Source organism: Ruegeria sp. YTSC003 (genome assembly GCF_059609785.1).
In genome coordinates this window covers 31,057-46,870 of the sequence record NZ_JBXWMK010000004.1, presented here as the reverse complement: position 1 = coordinate 46,870, position 15,814 = coordinate 31,057, and the positions used below count along the sequence as shown (strand labels likewise).

Here is a 15,814-nt window from a genome sequence, read left to right as displayed (position 1 = left end):
ACTGGTTTTGCGACCCACAAGCGGCTTATCAAAATGCACCGTCGATACCACTCACAATAGGCTACGAAAATAGCTTCGACGGTCAAATGACCCTTCGGCGCTGAAAAATCGATACCTTGTCATCCCATCATTTCTAAGCCGTGCAAATGTTTCGGTTACGGAACATCTGCAGAAGTCTTCGAAAGCAACCCGATGGGAACACTGAACTGGATGACCCGACAAGATACGTCCGAGATCGCGCTTCAACGTGGGTTCACGTGAATTTATCTGAATGAATTGGGGTTTTCACCCTGCCGACCGGGCAATTCGCAGTTTGTTCAGCGGCTACAGTGCAGCTGTCCAGACCCGGTAACGCCCCTGCCCCGTTACCTCTCGGATCAAACCCCGGTTCATAAAACGGTCGATATTGCGTTGCACCGCAGCGCGCGAAGCCTGTGTCAGGTCCTCGGCCAGCGGTGCCGACACCATGGGCCATGCGGTCAGCGCGTCGATCAGGCGCGGTGGCGTGCGGCCGCTCAGGTCACTTGTCGCATCGCGGGCGCGCTGATCCCAGGCGCTGACCCGATCCAGGTGCAACAAAGCCGCTAATATCGACTGCCCTGCCCCCCTGATCCAGGCCGCGAGTTTTTCCTGCGGCTCACCAACCCCACGCAACGCCCCCGGACCCGACAACGCCAACGGCATGAAGATCGCCCCACCCCGCCCCATCGACGCAGCATGTCGGGCTGCAATGATCGCTGCCTCAGTGTCCTGACCAGGGCTTTCCGAAAGGGCGCGCCAAGCATGAAACCCGATGGCTGCCTGCGTGACGGGATGCAAGCCTTCCACATTCTGCATAATCTCAGCCAAATCGGCGACGGCCTCTGGCATGTCTTCGATGCCCTGTGCCATGCGATCAAGAAACGCGGTCAGGCCAGTCGCCCAGCCGCCCTCTGATGGCCCAGCCCCTGCAGTTAGTCGGCGCACAGCCCAGCCTGCCCGGAACATCGCCTGGACATCATCGCCGGTTGCGCCAATCCGTAATCCCACCCACAACGCAAGCCGGTCGACACCGATCCTATCCCCTGTCCACCAACCCAGATCAGACACATCCATCAGCGCCAGCCGGTGTCCCCACCCGGTCGGGCCTGCGCGCAAACGTTCGTCCAACGCCCCGAACGTGGCTGCCAGTTCGGCCAGTTCATAAGACAGCTCGGCCTGGGCCGCACGCCAGTCCCTTGGATCAAACAGCAGGCGGCGATCGACCACCGGACCGGGCGGCAGAAAAACATCCTGCGCCAGGTCCTCATCCGGGGGGAGGAACCAAAGATCATCATCCTCAGGCGGATCTGTGTCATAGATGCTGGGAGGACCAACCACATCGTCGTCTTCCGGGTCCGGCATCACAGGTTTCGTCGTCATGCCCGCTATATTTCGGACATTTCGTGCGGTTCACAAGACGTATTTCGCCCTGCCCCCGGTTAGCCGGCGAATGTTGTCGTCAGAATGTCCAGTTGCTGGTCAAGATCGGTCTGCTCGCTGCTGCCGATCAGCATATATCCATATCCATCCTGCGCCCATGTCGCAGTGGCAACACCACTTATCGCCGCAAGTTTGACATCCTTTGCTGGCGCGCCCTCACCCTGGCGGATCACACAAAACGCCAACGGCTGACCCTGATCATCCGCAAAGACAACCTGAATCAGAGGTTTCCCCTTAAAAGACAGAACCTGAGCGCGTTTCAATTCCAATCCAGGCAGCGTTTCAAGCGCATCCCGGTTAAGCGACCGGCCCAGCTGTGCCTCAGCCCGCGCAAACTGCGCATCAAGCGCAACCGGAGAATTGTCCAATGATGCAATCGTGTCCGGTGAATAAAGTGACTGGTAGATTGCCGCCTGTTCGGCCCACCCCATCGGCTCGGGGCGTGTGGCCCAGAACGTTGCGGACACGGCCACGACCGCCACTGACGCCGCAACTGCCATCAAGCGCCAGGGGCCGCCCGAGGTGCGGGCCGTACTGACCGGCATTGGTTGCGGCAATTCAATCTGTGGCGCGTCTGCAGGAATGTTTTCGAACACTGATTGAACCACAGGTGCCAGCAGGTCCAGTGTCATCAGGCGTTGTTCCAGCGCAAGATCGGTCTCGATCGCCGCTTCGATTGCGGCGGCCTCGGCTGCATCCGCATTGCCTTCCAGATACGCCTTCAGCGTCTCGTCGGAAAACTTCATTTGCCACTCCGTCGAACGGTGTCTGCCGCATCATGCTGCATCACGTTTTTCAGTTTCTGCCGGGCGTTAGACAACCGGCTCATAATAGTCCCTATCGGAACCTCCAGCAACGCGGCGGCCTCGCGGTAGCTATATCCCTCAACAAACACAAGCATGACTGTCTCCCGCTGCGCTTCTGGCAACTGCATCACTTGTGTAAACACCTCAGCGGCGAAAATATTCGTTTCTGAATCCGGTCCGACCGAAATTAATTCGGCTTCGGGCGTCACGGACAGCGCTTGGGCCTTGCGCACCGAGCGTGCGCGCACCTCGTTCAGCCAGATCGAGCGGCAGATCGTCATCAGCCAACTGTCCAACCGATCATGCGATGTGACCTGATGATGACGCTCCAACGCGCGCAAACACGTCGATTGCAAAAGATCATCTGCAACGTCCGACGCCCCCGATAGTGCAAGACCAAACCGCCAGACCCGCTTGGAATGCGTCTGGATTGCGCCGCGCACGGCCTGTTCGGAGTTAATTTCGGGACTCATCGAATAAATCGCGACCTGTGTGTGTTTGTCATTCACGGACCGGGCCCGCGAGGTCAGGACTGACATAACCCGAGGAGGAAAGAAATGAAACTTCTGTTGAAGGCAGTCACAATCGCGTCGGCAATTGTTGCAACCCCGGTTCTTGCGCAAACTTGGACGCTGGACCCTGAAGGCTCGCATCTGGCCTATGGTTCGATCAAAAAAGACACCGTGGGTGAGGTAAACTCTTTCACAGGTCTCTCCGGTCAGGTTGGACCCGACGGAAAAGCCGATATTGAAATTGACCTGTCATCGGTGGAAACCAATATCGACATTCGCAATGAACGTATGGTCGAATACGTGTTCCAAAAAGCGGGTACAGCATCACTGACGGCGCAGTTCGACATGGCAGATGTAACGGCCCTGAGCGTTGGCCAAACCACGATTGTCGATGTCGATGCGATGCTTTCGCTGGCAGGCACAGATGTAGCGTTTGATGCCGAGATGTTTGTGGCGCGCCTGTCTGAAACATCAGTCATGGTTTCAACAAATGACATGGTGTTCATCAATACAGAAGATGCAGGCGTCGATGCGGGTGTGGATAAGTTGATGGAATTGGCCGACCTGCCCGGCATCACACGGACCGTACCCATTACAGCGCGTCTGATATTCAACCTGGACGAAAAGAAAGCCCAAGCCGAACCTGCCGCCACAGCCGTAACTGCTGCGGTTGCTATCGAAGGTGACGTCAAAGCAGGTAAGAAGGTGTTCCGCAAATGCAGCGCTTGCCACAAGTTGGACGAAAACCGCCATACGGTGGGCCCATCGCTTCACCGCATTATCGGCGCTACGGCGGGTCAGGCTGACGGATTTAAGTTCTCGGAACCTCTAAAGGGGTCGGGTATCGTATGGACAACCGACACCCTGACCGCCTTTCTAGCGGATCCCAAAGGCACAGTTCCGGGCAACAAGATGCAGTTTCGCGGCCTGAAAAAGGAATCCGATATCGTGAATGTGATCGCCTATTTGCAAGCCGAAGCACAGGGTTAAACCTGAACCAATCTAATAAAGCGGGTTCCCTTTACACGCATCGCCACGCTATCCCTTGTCTGACCTCAGACAAGGGAGACGCGCGGCATGAGCGACACGGTCAAACTGACACTGGACGAGATCCGGAACCTCAGCCTGTCCATCCTGACCAAGTCGGGGTTTGGCCCGGAACACGCGGCCGCAATTGCCGATGTATTGACGACCTGCCAGGTCGACGATTGCCAATCTCATGGGTTGTTCCGCCTGTTCATGTGCAATGACACCATGAAGACCGGCAAGATTGACGGGCATGTGGCCCCGGCTCTTGCGCCTTCGGATAATGCCATTGTTCGTGTCGATGCGCGCGGAGGCATGTCTTTGCTGGCTTTTCGCGAAGCATTGCCTGTGCTGATCGAAAAGACCCGCACCCACGGCATCGCTGCAATGGCAATCAACCGCTGTTTTCACTTCTCGGCCCTTTGGCCCGAAGTGGAAAGTCTGTCTTCAGAAGGTCTGGCCGCGATGGCGATGGTGCCCAGCCACAGCTGGGTCGCACCGGCTGGGGGCACTCGGGGTAGTTTGGGTACGAACCCCTTGGCATTTAGCTGGCCGCGTCTGGGAAAAGATCCATTCACGTTTGATTTTGCAACCAGCGCCTTTGCCCGCGGTGAGATTGAACTTTATCGCCGGGCGGGGAAACCCCTGCCCGAAGGCGTCGCCATAGACAAATATGGAAATCCGACCACTGATCCGCAGACCGCGATGGAGGGGGCGATGCTCACCTTCGGCAGTTACAAAGGCTCGGCCTTGTCGATCATGATCGAGCTGTTGGCCGGTCCGTTGATCGACGACCTGACCAGCCTGGAAAGCATGGAGTTTGCCGAGGGCCACGGCGGCGCGCCCTATCACGGCGAGATCATTCTGGCTTTTGACCCCGCCCAGTTCAGCGGTGGTCGTGCCGCAGCAAATGATGAGCGCGCCGAACGCTTGTTTGCCGACATCGTCGATCAGGGTGCGCGCTTGCCGTCGCAAAGACGTTTCGCGGCGCGCGCACGCAACACGTGCCGCGGTTACGTTGAGATCGCAAAAACCCTGCACGACGATTTGCTGGTTTTGGCCGAACAGGCTTAACAGCTTCGATCGCCTCTTTCCCTTGGTGGAGCGGCTGGCCAAGAAGTGCCTCCCAAATGAATTCAGGGGGCATCCTTGGACCGCATCGCCCGCACCATCGCCACCGAAATCAACGCCCGCCCTGAACAGGTCGATGCAGCGAATGACGGAAAATCGGGCTGCACCCTCAGCATCACGGTTGGCTGCTGGATATCGGCTGCGGTCCCCCGATTCTTCACCAAGCATTACTCTTCTAAAAGTTCACGAATATTGGCATCTAACTGAGCCGTGAAACCTTTGTCATTGCCTGGGTTGGCAGCGCAATGACCCCACGGGGAATTGTAAGGGCGGAAGACGGCGCGAGGTATGTGGTGGGCCTCAAATTCGTTATCCTCGGGAGGGAAATATAGATCCTGAGTACAGGGCATCAGAATGGCACGAGCCTTGATGGCACCTAGCGCCAGTTCAAAATCTTCATTGTAAAGCGGCCCGGCTGAGATGTCGCCTGCCTGCCATGTGGCAAGCTTGGCCAGCAGATTGTTTGCATCCCAGCCCTGCACATGGTCCTGTTCCCAATCCTGCATCAGCGCTTCAATCGATTGGAATCCCAGCTGCCGATATAGCCCCTCGCGATAGAAGGTCTGAGAGAAGGCCCAGCCTGCGTAAACCCGGCCAAAGGCTCTAAGCCCGGCCTCAGGTGGGCTGTCATAATTGCCGCCGCTCCAACTCTGATCCGCGCAAAGGGCGGCCTTGACCCCCTCGAGGAAGACGAAATTATGCGGTGAGGTTTTGGCTGAGGCGCAGAAAGGCAGGATCGCCTGCACTATGTCCGGGTATTGCGCCGCCCACTGGTAGGATTGGCAGCCCGCCATTGACCAGCCCGCGACAAGGGCGATTTTATCGATCCCCAGGTGATCATGGATCAACCGATGCTGGGCAGTGATGTTGTCCCACATCTGCACCAAGGGAAAACGCGGGCCGTCCTGCGGCGCAGGCGCATTCGATGGCGACGACGAACGACCATTGCCGAACAGGTTCGGGCTTACGATGAAATGGCGGCTTGGATCAATCGCGCGACCCGGGCCAAAGAACCCCTCGTTACGGGAATTTGTGCCTGTGTAAAACGTGGGCAGAACGATGACGTTGTCACGGGCGGCCGACAATGTGCCATAGGTCTGATAGGCAAGCCTGGCATCCTTCAATACCTCGCCCGACAAAAGTGGAAGGTCGCCAAGCTCGTATATCTCAAAGTCCGACACCATCTGGTCATCTCCTGCCTCAGTAGAGTCGCAAATATTCCTGCACTTCCCAATCGGTGACCGATTGGTGATACCGCTCCCACTCGTCGTTTTTGTATTCGAGATATGAATTACGCATCACCGGACCCATCACATGTTCCGCCATGGCATCGCCACGCAAGGCCTCGATCGCGTTAAACAGGGTCCGCGGCAATCGGCGGATTCCGAGCTCGGCGAGTTCAGCTTCGGTCTTTGAGTAGAGATCAAAATCCGTTGGTTCGCCCGGATCGGTCTTTTCTTTGATCCCCTTCACACTGCAGCTCAGATGCATCGCCATTGCCAGATAGACGTTCATGGTCATGTCGCAGGCACGGTTTTCGATGCAGTGACGGCTTTGCGGCAGGCGGAACTGGGCGGAGCGATTATTGAAGCCATATGTGATATTGGTCGGAGCCCAGGTGACGGTGCCGCCTTCAAAACCTCCAACGCGCGGCACCAACCCGTTATAGGAGTTCACGGTCGGACAGGTGATCGCCGTGATTGCTTCGGCATGCTGCATCAGCCCGCCTACGGCCCAGCGGCTCTCGTCGCTCCAGTTGCCATCGGGTGTCTCAAAAATGTTTTCGCCGGGGCGACTTTCATGCTGCATCGACATGTTGATATGCGCCCCGGACCGCCAGTCCCCCACAGTTGGCTTTGGCATGAAGGTCACAAACAGCCCATGCTGCTTGGCCACCTCTTTCAACGTGATGCGCAGAAAAGCCAACCGGTCGGACATTTCCAGCAGGTTGGTATAGTGGAAATCAAGCTCAAACTGGGAATATGCACCCTCGGCCACCACGTCATGCAGGTTCCAGCCTAATCCTTCGATGATGTCGATCAGGGTTTTTAGGAATGGCATCGAGTCTATCGAATACTCAACATCATAGCCAAATGCCTGACGACGCGGACGAAGCCCATCTGCAGGGTCATCGTCAAATGCCTTTACCGGCTGCCCGGCGTCGTCATATTTCATCACGATAAACTCGGGTTCTACCCCGGCGTAACCAGTGTACCCTTCCAGCGCCGCCTCGTGCATGGCGCGTTTCAGGGCCTGACGCGGGCAGACATTATAGGGTGCGTCTTCCCAGTAGAGATCCGAGAAGATGATCGCCATCGATGTGTCCCACGGACAGACGTAGACGGCATCGAGATCCGGAACCACCACCTGATCGCTGTCGGCGGGGCCTAGCTCGGGCACGTACGAAATCGAATGCACCGCGAATTGCGGGCCTTTTCCAAGGCATAGCGGTTCAAAATCACTCATTGGTACGGGTTTGGTTTTTGGAATACCGTGCAGGTCAATCCAGGCGGCCATCACGTATTTGACACCAGCCTCCTCCAGACGTTGCCGTACCTCTGCGATACGCGGGCGGTTACGCTCGACAGCGTCATGGAAAGTCTCGTAGTAGATGCGGGTGCTGGCATTATCTTTGGGCATTCGGCGTCCTCCCATCGAATGGCAATCAGATTTGGTTCACCGAGGGTGACCCCTCAGTGTTGGTGCTGGTTTCGGTTGTTCTGTCGCTCAGCGAAAAGGTGTTCAGCCGGGGACAAAATCGTCTGGGTCGATGCCCGGAACCTGCGTGATCCCGGCAAGCTGTTTCCAGTTGTGAGGGTAGGCGGCATAGAAGATCACGCATTTGCCGTCCGACTCGTAGGAAATGTGGTTGTCCTTGGGGACAAACAGCACGTCACCACGATTGCAAACATAGCTTTTGCCATCGCAAACAAGTCGGAACGTGCCCTCAAGGCAATAAATGATCTCGTCGCAGGTCAGATCCCAAGGCACCTTGATGTTGTTCAGGACGTTGATGCCACCGCACATGGACTTGCTGAATTCGCTGGTGACCATCGGTTTGATGTAGGTGTCGCTGTCGCCCATCGAGTCGTAGCGATTTTGAACCAGATCGAATTTGAAAAGTTGAGGTGTGTCACCCATTTGGTCAGCCTTCCTGTGCCAGGTGTTTCAGTATGGATTCGTTCAATTCGACCTTGTAACCGTCAGGGTCCTCGCAAAAGGCGATGACCCTAGTGCCGTTTTTCATTGGCCCCGGTGGACGGGTGATGTTTACCCCCGCTGCAGCCAGCTGTTCGCACGCGGCATAAACATCCGGCGTTTCGATGCAGATGTGACCCCAGCCGTCGCCTTTGTCATAAGGCGTGCCCTGATCCCAATTGGCGGTCAGCTCCAGCGTGGGAAATTCGGCCTCAGGCCCATAACCGATAAAGGTATTGGTGAATTTGCCTTCGGGGTAGTCCGTGCGCCGCTGCACTTCCATACCCAGAATTCCGCAATAGAAATCCAGTGACTTCTCCATGTCGGTGACCCGCATCATCGTATGGGCCAGACGAAACCCTTTGGATATGGACTTATTCATCGATATTGTTCCTTCTTGCTTAAGCACCGGCCACATCACGCTCGATCAGATCCTGGAAGGCGCGCACGCTGTCCTCCCAGGCGGGCGACAACAGGCCTCCGTCCTCGGCGACTGGGGATTTGCGGCCCTCAAACATGCGCTCAACCATCTCGTGATCTTCCTTGTGGACATCCCACCAAAGGTTTCTGAGGGCTTGTATTTCCTCGGCGCTCAGTTCCTGGCCTTCCGTTGTGTAAAGAGCTCGGTACTGGCGCATTTTTCCGGCACCGATGGGCACGTTCAGATAGACGCCCAGTTGGTCCGGGAAATAGCGGCCCAGAATGAAATTGGGGTACAGGGTCAGATAGCGAGAGCTGACGCCCAGACTGCCGGATGTGCCCAACTCTTCGTTCAGGTCCACGGCGCTGCCGATGCAGTTGCCATCGATGAGCGTATAGTGGTTTTCCAACGGCTGATCGGTGGTTGAGGCATGGACAAACTGGACGTGGTAAGGCTCGATAAAGTTCTCCATGATCAGCTTCCAGTTGGTGCCAATCTCACCAAAGTCGAGCAGGCCAATTGGTTCCACTTTGGTGAAGTCCATCCCCTCCAGCCGGCTGATCAAAGGTGCGGCATAGTCTTCGAATTCCGGCGCGTTCCCATCAAGATTGACGAAAATCCAATCATGCCAGACATGGGTGCGCACGGGCTTCAGGCGGTGTGCTTTGATGTCAAACCCGTCGAACTCCTGCTTTCCGGTTCCGGCAAAATGCGGTGCAGCACGCAGGTGGCCATCCAGATCATAAGCCCAAGCGTGATAAGGGCATCGGATCAGCTTGCCGACGTTCTTAGGCTTGTCGACCAATGTCATGCACCGGTGCAGGCAAACGTTGTGAAAAACCTGGATGTCGCCATCACGACCGCGCACCGCCAGCAGTGGCAAGTCTGCGCAGGTGATTGGATGTGCATCACCGGGGTTGGCCATCTGATGGGCAAAGCCGATGAACACCCAGTTCTTGGCCAGGACAGTCTGGCATTCCCTCTGCCAGAACTCTTCGCTGCGATACGCCCCGGCAGTCAGCCCGTGCTGAGGCCCGCCAACGGCCTGCGCTCTTTCCTCGGCAATTGTCATTTGTCCTCCCTTCGACACTGCCACCTGCACCCGCCTGTTCAACGGTATGCGTATGGTTTCCACCGTTTCTCGCGGTCTTCCTACTTGCCGGCTCTGTTTCGCCGCGCCGGGACTTGAGGTTTTGACTGCGAATATCGAATTTCTCGTCCATTTTTTTCCGTTTTTCGCGACTAATTGGAATCTTGAGGCAAGAATCAGAAATAATCTGGTCAAAAAACGGCATAGTGGTGCGAATTTCGTATAGCGGGATCGTGTGGATTGCGAAAGGCGCAATTCCAACGGAATTTTACAGAAAATCTGGCAATCGACTCGCGTCACCGTCCTTAAAATCTAGGGTGTCGAGGGCAATGGATGTCGTTTTCTGCACTTCCCGCCACAGAATTCACAGGGGAGAATTGCGGATTTCGATGTCCTCACCTAGTCTCAGCTACGAATGCAGCAATCGAGCATCGGGTATATGGCAGTCAAAAAGCAATCAAACATGCGCGCCACCGCACAGAGCATTAGGTCCCCAAAGGATGACTTGAACCAACAGATCATCCGGCTACTGCAGCAAGATGGCCGGATGGCCTTTTCTGAGATTGCGCAGCAGTTGAATGTGTCCGAAGGAACCATCCGCAACAGGGTGAGCGGGTTGCGAGACAACAACATGTTGCGGATTGTTGCGATGTCGGATCCTGTGGCCACAGAGTACACAACCGACGCGATGATTGGGTTAAATGTGGCTGTTGGCGTGACACCACGCCAAGTGGCGGAACGGCTTGAAAAGAACCCAAGGGTAGTTTTCATCCTGTGGGTCGCGGGCCGTTATGACCTGATTATCGAACTCGTCAGCGACGACGGTGACGCACTAAAGGAATTTCTTGAACATGAAATCCACGCGAGTGACGATATTGCCAAGGCCGACGTCATGCCGGGGCTGCAAAATTTCAAGAACCAGTTCCTGCTGAAGCAGGGTGTGAGGGAATGACTAGGGAGCTGTCCACAGATGGAAATGCCGGCGACACATAGTTCTGCCTCCAGCGAATGAACTCATCCATTTTCGCAGCGCGCCCTTCATCCAGCATCTAAACCGATTTCATTGATCCTGACCTCGATTTGCCAAAATTGGCGCTGATTTGTAGATCAGACGCCGAAGACGACTGTTCCTGTTGATCTGCCACGTGGCGGTCGCGGATACCGTTCATCGCCACGATGCGAGCGCCGGATTTCGGAGCCCCCGCGAGAAGGTTCGCACCCGAAAAAAGCGGATCGGTGAACCAAGCGGAAAGGCGACGACCGGAAAAAACCGCTGTCGCAAGTTCGTATCGAATCGCAAAATATGTTAGGATTTCTCATCAAGAACGCCGGTCTATTAACCTCAATTCTTCAACCAGTATTAGTTTATCGTCGCATCTCTCCACTTGTTCTTGGAGGTCATATGTTAGCCGATTCAACACTTTACAACTTTGCCGTAGAATTCTTGCGAAACCAGGACGAGCGGCCCAACACACCAGATACCGTTCCCGATTCCAATGCCCTGGACGTGCGGCGTGCAGCGCTGGCAGGGTCGAGCGAAGCCTTCGCTGCGGCGCTTTCAGGGGCTGCTCCGGCGGAAATCAGCGTAACCGAAGCTGAGGAAGCGGCTGCGGCCCTTCGAACACTTTACGTCGATAGCGCCCAGGATCGCGATACGCTTGCAAGTCTTGCAGAGCACGGGCTTTCTTGGGACCGGATCGACGGCGCGGAGAGAGTACTGCGCTCCGGCTCCGACCGCGTGGTGGCGGTGCGCCGGGTTCCGATCTTCAGTACGCAACTGAATGACGCTCTTCCGGCCTGGACCAGTGGCTTGGCGGCCGAAGCGGTCATCGGGCCAGTACGTGATGCTTTCGGTCGTGACATTTGGATCCATATTTTCCGGATCGTCCGCCAGGTCCGATTTGTCCGTGCCCCTGGCGGTGCCCCGTTCCTAAGCGTCCCGCACGTCCAGTTTGCCTCAGTGTTCCATTCCGCCGCACAAGTCGATCATGACCTCGCGGGCGGCAGCTTTTGGATGGCAACGAACCTATTTGCGACCGTGGCTGGCGACACCTACACTGGCATCCGGATCAAAGGCGGCTCGCTGTCTTTTTCTTCACCAATTGCGGTCAATGGCGACGAGGTCGTCGTCCCGACCAATGTCACCTGCAAGCTCGATATCTTGCTGGATCCGCCCGCGCGGGGCACTTCGGGCGTCCCATTGGACCACGCCGGCGCCGACGCGCGCGCCTCAATCTTCGATCCACCAGAAGCCCTGCAGATCGTCATTGGCCCTGGCGGCAATCAGATTGAAGCGACGGCAGACGCCACCATTGGTGCCTTCGGTGAAGAGGTGAAATTAACGCCTGCGCAATCCGCAGCACAGTACCTGCCGGAATTCAACCGCCTGTTGGTGCCAATGACCCCAACCGAAACGGAGTTCACGGTCACCGCCTCTGATGCCAAGGACTTTGCGATCGCGGGCGAGGCCCCGATCACCGGCGGTGGCCTTGCACTGCCGGCCGCGCGGATCGCCCCCGCGCTTTTGGGCGAGGCGGCGGGAGTCGGCGCATTGATGCTCCAGATCGACCCCGGACTTTCGGCTCAAATCTCTTCTGAAACCGCGCCCGGACAGCTTTGGCTAACCACTTTGATGGTCGATCAGGAGCGACTTGCACTCACCGCCCTGCAAGCCGAACAGGATGGCCACCGCACACTGATCGAGATTGGCGACGTGACACCTGCGTCACGCGCTGAAATCGGGCGTGCGACCCAAGGTTCGGTGCGTTACTTCGCCCAGACTGGCGGGCAGGAGGCCGTCCAGTATGTGGCCGATGTCAGCCTGCGCCCGGACCTTCCGCGCGATGTCGCAGGCGATCGTGTGCCGCTGCGTTTACTGGATGCGGTCGTCATCATCGCTCAGATTGGGGATATCGGCGCGCTCGCAATCTATGGTCGAAACCGCGGGGACCGGCGACGGTGCTTTCAGATAAAGAATGGTCTCCTGCGCACCAACGACCCGATCAACGCCCTTCTATACGGCTTTTTCGATGGCGAGCGCATAAACTCCGGCGCCCTTTGGGCAGGCTACAGGCTGGAGGGGATCGTACCTACACTGCCTGACCCTTATGCCGCCAACGTCGGTATCCGCGACACGTCCGAGAAACGGGGCGCTCAGCTTCTGATCAGCCGGTTCGGCGTCCAGCCAGGCAGCCGGACACTGGACTTTTTCCTCCCGGGCCCAGCGCCTGTAGCGGCCCCCAACGATGGCGACACCGGCGCATCCATGAACCTACTGTCGAACTCCGTTGCGGCTGTTGCCTCGGTCACCGACATCTCCATCGCCGCGCGTCCCAACACCGCCGCGGCCGCCGCTGATCCGAGTTGGGGGAAAGCGCTTGGCGATGCGCTAGACTTCGAATTTGTCCCTAAGATCACCCTTCTCGATGTCTCCAGTGGCGCGGGCCAGTTTGGTGTCGCGCTGCGCCCACCACGTGGCCCGCGCGATCCTATCGGAGTTTCCAGCACTGCACCGACGACTGCAGTTAACCAGGTCGTCGCCATTGAGGACCTGGCTTTCGAGGTGGATCCCAATTGGATGGTGCTGCTGACCCTTCCTGCGGTTCAATGGGAACCCGCGGTCGTCGTTCCGCCGGAGCCTGCGGACGCTATCGCCTTTCCCGAACGTGTGGTGTTTCTCAATTCCGGCGTCCCCGCGGTCATCGACCTGCCCGACGGGGACCGCGTACCATTCGCACCGGTGCCCGCCTATGACACGATCCTCGACCGGCTCCGCGGCGACACCCACCCGTCTAGCCGGGCGCGAGTCACCCTCCCCTTTGGAATGATTGCCTCCGCTCGATTGACGGCGCCGACCGATACCGAACGCGGTGTTCGGGTGCAGGAAACCCGCCCGGAGGCCCCTGATGACATGCAAGGCGCCCACCAGCTTTCGCTGCGCGCGCGGGACCGCACGCTCGCAGGTCGCCAGACCCCGGCCATGCCCGGCCATACGGTGCAACTTCCCGTTGCCGTGCCTGCGGATGTACCCGGTGCGCCAGTCAGTATCCTGGGAACCAGCGCGACGAGCATATTCAACTCTAGCCTTGGTGCTGGTTCACCCAGCACTGCGCTCGTCCCCGTCACGCGGCTCGACCTTTCGGGCTATGGCGAAAGCATCTTCAGCAAGTGGAACAACCCACTGAACGCCACAACTCAGGTCGAGAAGGTCGAACTGGACGTGCCCGTCGGACGCACCGCGCGGGAAGTCGTCACCGTCAAATCGGTTCTGGTTCCCTACGGCGTGCCTGTTGTGCGCACGATCACGCTTCAGCGTAAGGCAGACGCCATTGTCGGTCGCAGCGACACCGGCTGGGTTGCGGGCGGCGATGGCCTGTATGACTTCCCAGGTCTCGGCCTGATCACTCATCCCGGAGTCGTAAGCCGGATCACAAATGTCACCGAGATCGCCGAGACCGGCCAGATCGTCACCGCCAATGGGCAGGATTTCATGGCCGTCTACTTCCAAGGCGATCTGGTCATGGATGGCGCCGACGCTCCTGTACCGGTCAAACAGCACCTGGGCTACGTGCGCATTACCGCCGACCCGCCAGCCTTCGACGTCGCCACCTACACCGACCTGATCAATCAGGTCGGGCCGATGTGCGGCCCTGTCGAAGCGGTTTGTGCCGTCGCAGGCGGAGAGCAGAAGATGCGTATGAACCGCGTCGGCATTGCTGTGGCGGGAACCGAGTTCGCGATGACTGCATGGGGCAGCCTCGTCTTTCCCGGCGGCGAATGGTCTGTGCTCGAGACGCTCGACGCCAGCGGCGCCCCTTCGCCGGTGCCTGAGGATGAAGGCTTGCCGCTGATCCGGCGCGGCGCAGCCGGCCTGCCGACAGGAGAACCTTACCGCTTTGCCGACCCCGAGGATCTCTTCGCCGTCAACCCGGCCAAGGATTACGGCATCCTGCACTCCATGGGGATGCAGCGTGCCTTCTTTCGCCGACCCCGGATCGAGCCGACCGAACCCAATCGCATCGTCTCGACCGAACGCCCGATCATCGCCGATCCTTTCGTCCTCGCCGACTCGTTGTCCATGTTCCCCGAGCAGTCCGACTGCATCCCCTTCCCGAGTGCCAATTTCGCATTGGTGGCTGATGGCGGCAGCTTCCGCCTTGACGGTCCCGGCACTTTCAATGCGGGGATCGGGCGACGCACGACCGCGTCTGCCGGAAGCGTGCAAAGCGACGTTGATTACACCAACTCAGAGGTCACATACGAAGTTGACACCAGTCAGCCAACTCCATGGGAGTTCCGCCTAACCAACGCCACCCGCATCATGGCGCATACTGATATGGGCGATGTGATCACCACGGTTGCGCAGGTCAGCGCCCTTGGTGACCCCGACACCCGTTTCGAAGCGCCCGAACTCCGAATGGGCGGACCCGTACAGATCGTGCAGGACCTTCTGACAATCCTGCAGGAACTGGGTATCTCCGGCGAACCGGATGTCCGGATGGAGAATAAATGGAAATTCACGTTCGGAATGAAGGTTCCCTTCAAAACCAGTAGCGGTGCCGATCTTCAGATCCCGCCCTCACCGCTGCCGGGAGACATCATCTTTGCGGACACAGGCGTAGAAGTTCTGGTCACCTTGGCGAAGGAAAAGACCAAAGCGAAGTTCTCGCTGGGCGGCAAACCGATGTTCGCGATCAAGGCTGTTCCCGGCCTATACGCCGTTGCGATCATCAAGTTCTCACTCATCATGTCTGTGAAGGACGGCACGACCTTCGTGGTCACTATCGGCTTTGGGATTGCCTACATGAAAAAGGTCGGACCGGGCGACTTCCTCAAGCTTAAGGGTATGGTTGGGTTCACCTTCATCGCCATTATAGGTGAAACCGTAATGGGTTGGGGCGGAGGGATTCTGCTACAGGCCGAGGCAGCCATCAAACCAATCATATCCGTCGCCATCCGGTTCGAGGCAATGGGGGCCCGACTACTCGCGCAACCGGGCACCGGCAACGAGACCGTGTTCTTCGTCTCGAAAGTTACCGTATCGATCGACATCTCGGTCTTCCTGGTCTTGAGCTTTTCCGCCTCCTGGGACGCAAAGATGGTTGAAATCACGCGCGGCCCCCTCGGCAAAGAGGATGCTCCAGATGTGCTGTAATAACCAAAAGGGGAG

Annotated in this window: 13 protein-coding genes; 4 read left to right on the top strand and 9 right to left on the bottom strand. The window is 57.8% G+C overall.

Annotation, left to right across the window (positions count from 1 at the left end):
- Window positions 1-324: 324 nt before the first annotated feature.
- The 3 genes from AC2FFH_RS09480 to AC2FFH_RS09470 are packed head-to-tail and all read right to left on the bottom strand — an operon-like array spanning window position 325 to window position 2,806.
- Window positions 325-1,401, bottom strand: coding sequence for a helix-turn-helix domain-containing protein (locus AC2FFH_RS09480; RefSeq protein WP_496766178.1), 1,077 nt, complete (start codon window positions 1,399-1,401; stop codon window positions 325-327).
- Window positions 1,402-1,460: 59 nt separating this feature from the next.
- Entirely contained in the window at window positions 1,461-2,207 is a 747-nt protein-coding gene (locus tag AC2FFH_RS09475) for an anti-sigma factor (protein ID WP_496741138.1), read from the bottom strand.
- Entirely contained in the window at window positions 2,204-2,806 is a 603-nt protein-coding gene (locus AC2FFH_RS09470; protein ID WP_496844284.1) for an RNA polymerase sigma factor, read from the bottom strand. The genes AC2FFH_RS09475 and AC2FFH_RS09470 overlap by 4 nt, the downstream gene beginning before the upstream one ends.
- A gap of 18 nt (window positions 2,807-2,824) precedes the next feature.
- On the opposite strand from AC2FFH_RS09470, the gene AC2FFH_RS09465 reads away from it, so the two are divergent.
- Together AC2FFH_RS09465 and AC2FFH_RS09460 are read left to right on the top strand one after the other, a co-directional pair.
- Window positions 2,825-3,769, top strand: coding sequence for a c-type cytochrome (locus AC2FFH_RS09465; RefSeq protein WP_496778480.1), 945 nt, complete (start codon window positions 2,825-2,827; stop codon window positions 3,767-3,769).
- A gap of 87 nt (window positions 3,770-3,856) precedes the next feature.
- The gene (locus tag AC2FFH_RS09460) at window positions 3,857-4,879 is read left to right on the top strand and encodes an Ldh family oxidoreductase (RefSeq protein WP_496766173.1); all 1,023 of its coding nucleotides are present in this window, start codon (window positions 3,857-3,859) and stop codon (window positions 4,877-4,879) included.
- A 62-nt stretch (window positions 4,880-4,941) separates the two neighbouring features.
- On the opposite strand, the gene AC2FFH_RS09455 is transcribed toward AC2FFH_RS09460, so the two are convergent.
- The 6 genes from AC2FFH_RS09455 to AC2FFH_RS09430 all read right to left on the bottom strand — a co-directional run bounded on the left by AC2FFH_RS09455 (window position 4,942) and on the right by AC2FFH_RS09430 (window position 9,627).
- On the bottom strand, window positions 4,942-5,097 hold the full coding sequence (locus AC2FFH_RS09455; protein WP_496741144.1) for a hypothetical protein: 156 nt from the start codon (window positions 5,095-5,097) through the stop codon (window positions 4,942-4,944).
- A 6-nt stretch (window positions 5,098-5,103) separates the two neighbouring features.
- Window positions 5,104-6,120: an alpha/beta fold hydrolase gene (locus tag AC2FFH_RS09450; RefSeq protein ID WP_496766171.1), complete on the bottom strand. Its 1,017-nt coding sequence runs from the start codon at window positions 6,118-6,120 to the stop codon at window positions 5,104-5,106.
- Between the two features lie 16 nt (window positions 6,121-6,136).
- The gene (locus tag AC2FFH_RS09445) at window positions 6,137-7,576 is read right to left on the bottom strand and encodes a glutamine synthetase family protein (RefSeq protein ID WP_496844282.1); all 1,440 of its coding nucleotides are present in this window, start codon (window positions 7,574-7,576) and stop codon (window positions 6,137-6,139) included.
- Between the two features lie 102 nt (window positions 7,577-7,678).
- The gene (locus AC2FFH_RS09440; protein ID WP_108859955.1) at window positions 7,679-8,077 is read right to left on the bottom strand and encodes a cupin domain-containing protein; all 399 of its coding nucleotides are present in this window, start codon (window positions 8,075-8,077) and stop codon (window positions 7,679-7,681) included.
- Window positions 8,078-8,081: 4 nt separating this feature from the next.
- Window positions 8,082-8,516, bottom strand: a complete 435-nt coding sequence (gene gloA, locus AC2FFH_RS09435; protein ID WP_085823161.1) for a lactoylglutathione lyase — start codon at window positions 8,514-8,516, stop codon at window positions 8,082-8,084.
- Window positions 8,517-8,535: 19 nt separating this feature from the next.
- Window positions 8,536-9,627 carry an aromatic ring-hydroxylating oxygenase subunit alpha gene (locus tag AC2FFH_RS09430; RefSeq protein WP_496766168.1) on the bottom strand — a complete coding sequence of 364 codons (1,092 nt, stop codon included), beginning with the start codon at window positions 9,625-9,627 and terminating at the stop codon, window positions 8,536-8,538.
- A gap of 433 nt (window positions 9,628-10,060) precedes the next feature.
- Between AC2FFH_RS09430 and AC2FFH_RS09425 the strand changes: the two genes are divergently transcribed.
- Both AC2FFH_RS09425 and AC2FFH_RS09420 read left to right on the top strand, forming a co-directional pair.
- A complete protein-coding gene (locus tag AC2FFH_RS09425; protein ID WP_496844280.1) occupies window positions 10,061-10,597 on the top strand; it encodes an Lrp/AsnC family transcriptional regulator in 537 nt (178 codons plus the stop codon).
- A gap of 450 nt (window positions 10,598-11,047) precedes the next feature.
- On the top strand, window positions 11,048-15,799 hold the full coding sequence (locus AC2FFH_RS09420) for a hypothetical protein (RefSeq protein ID WP_496844279.1): 4,752 nt from the start codon (window positions 11,048-11,050) through the stop codon (window positions 15,797-15,799).
- Window positions 15,800-15,814: the final 15 nt, after the last annotated feature.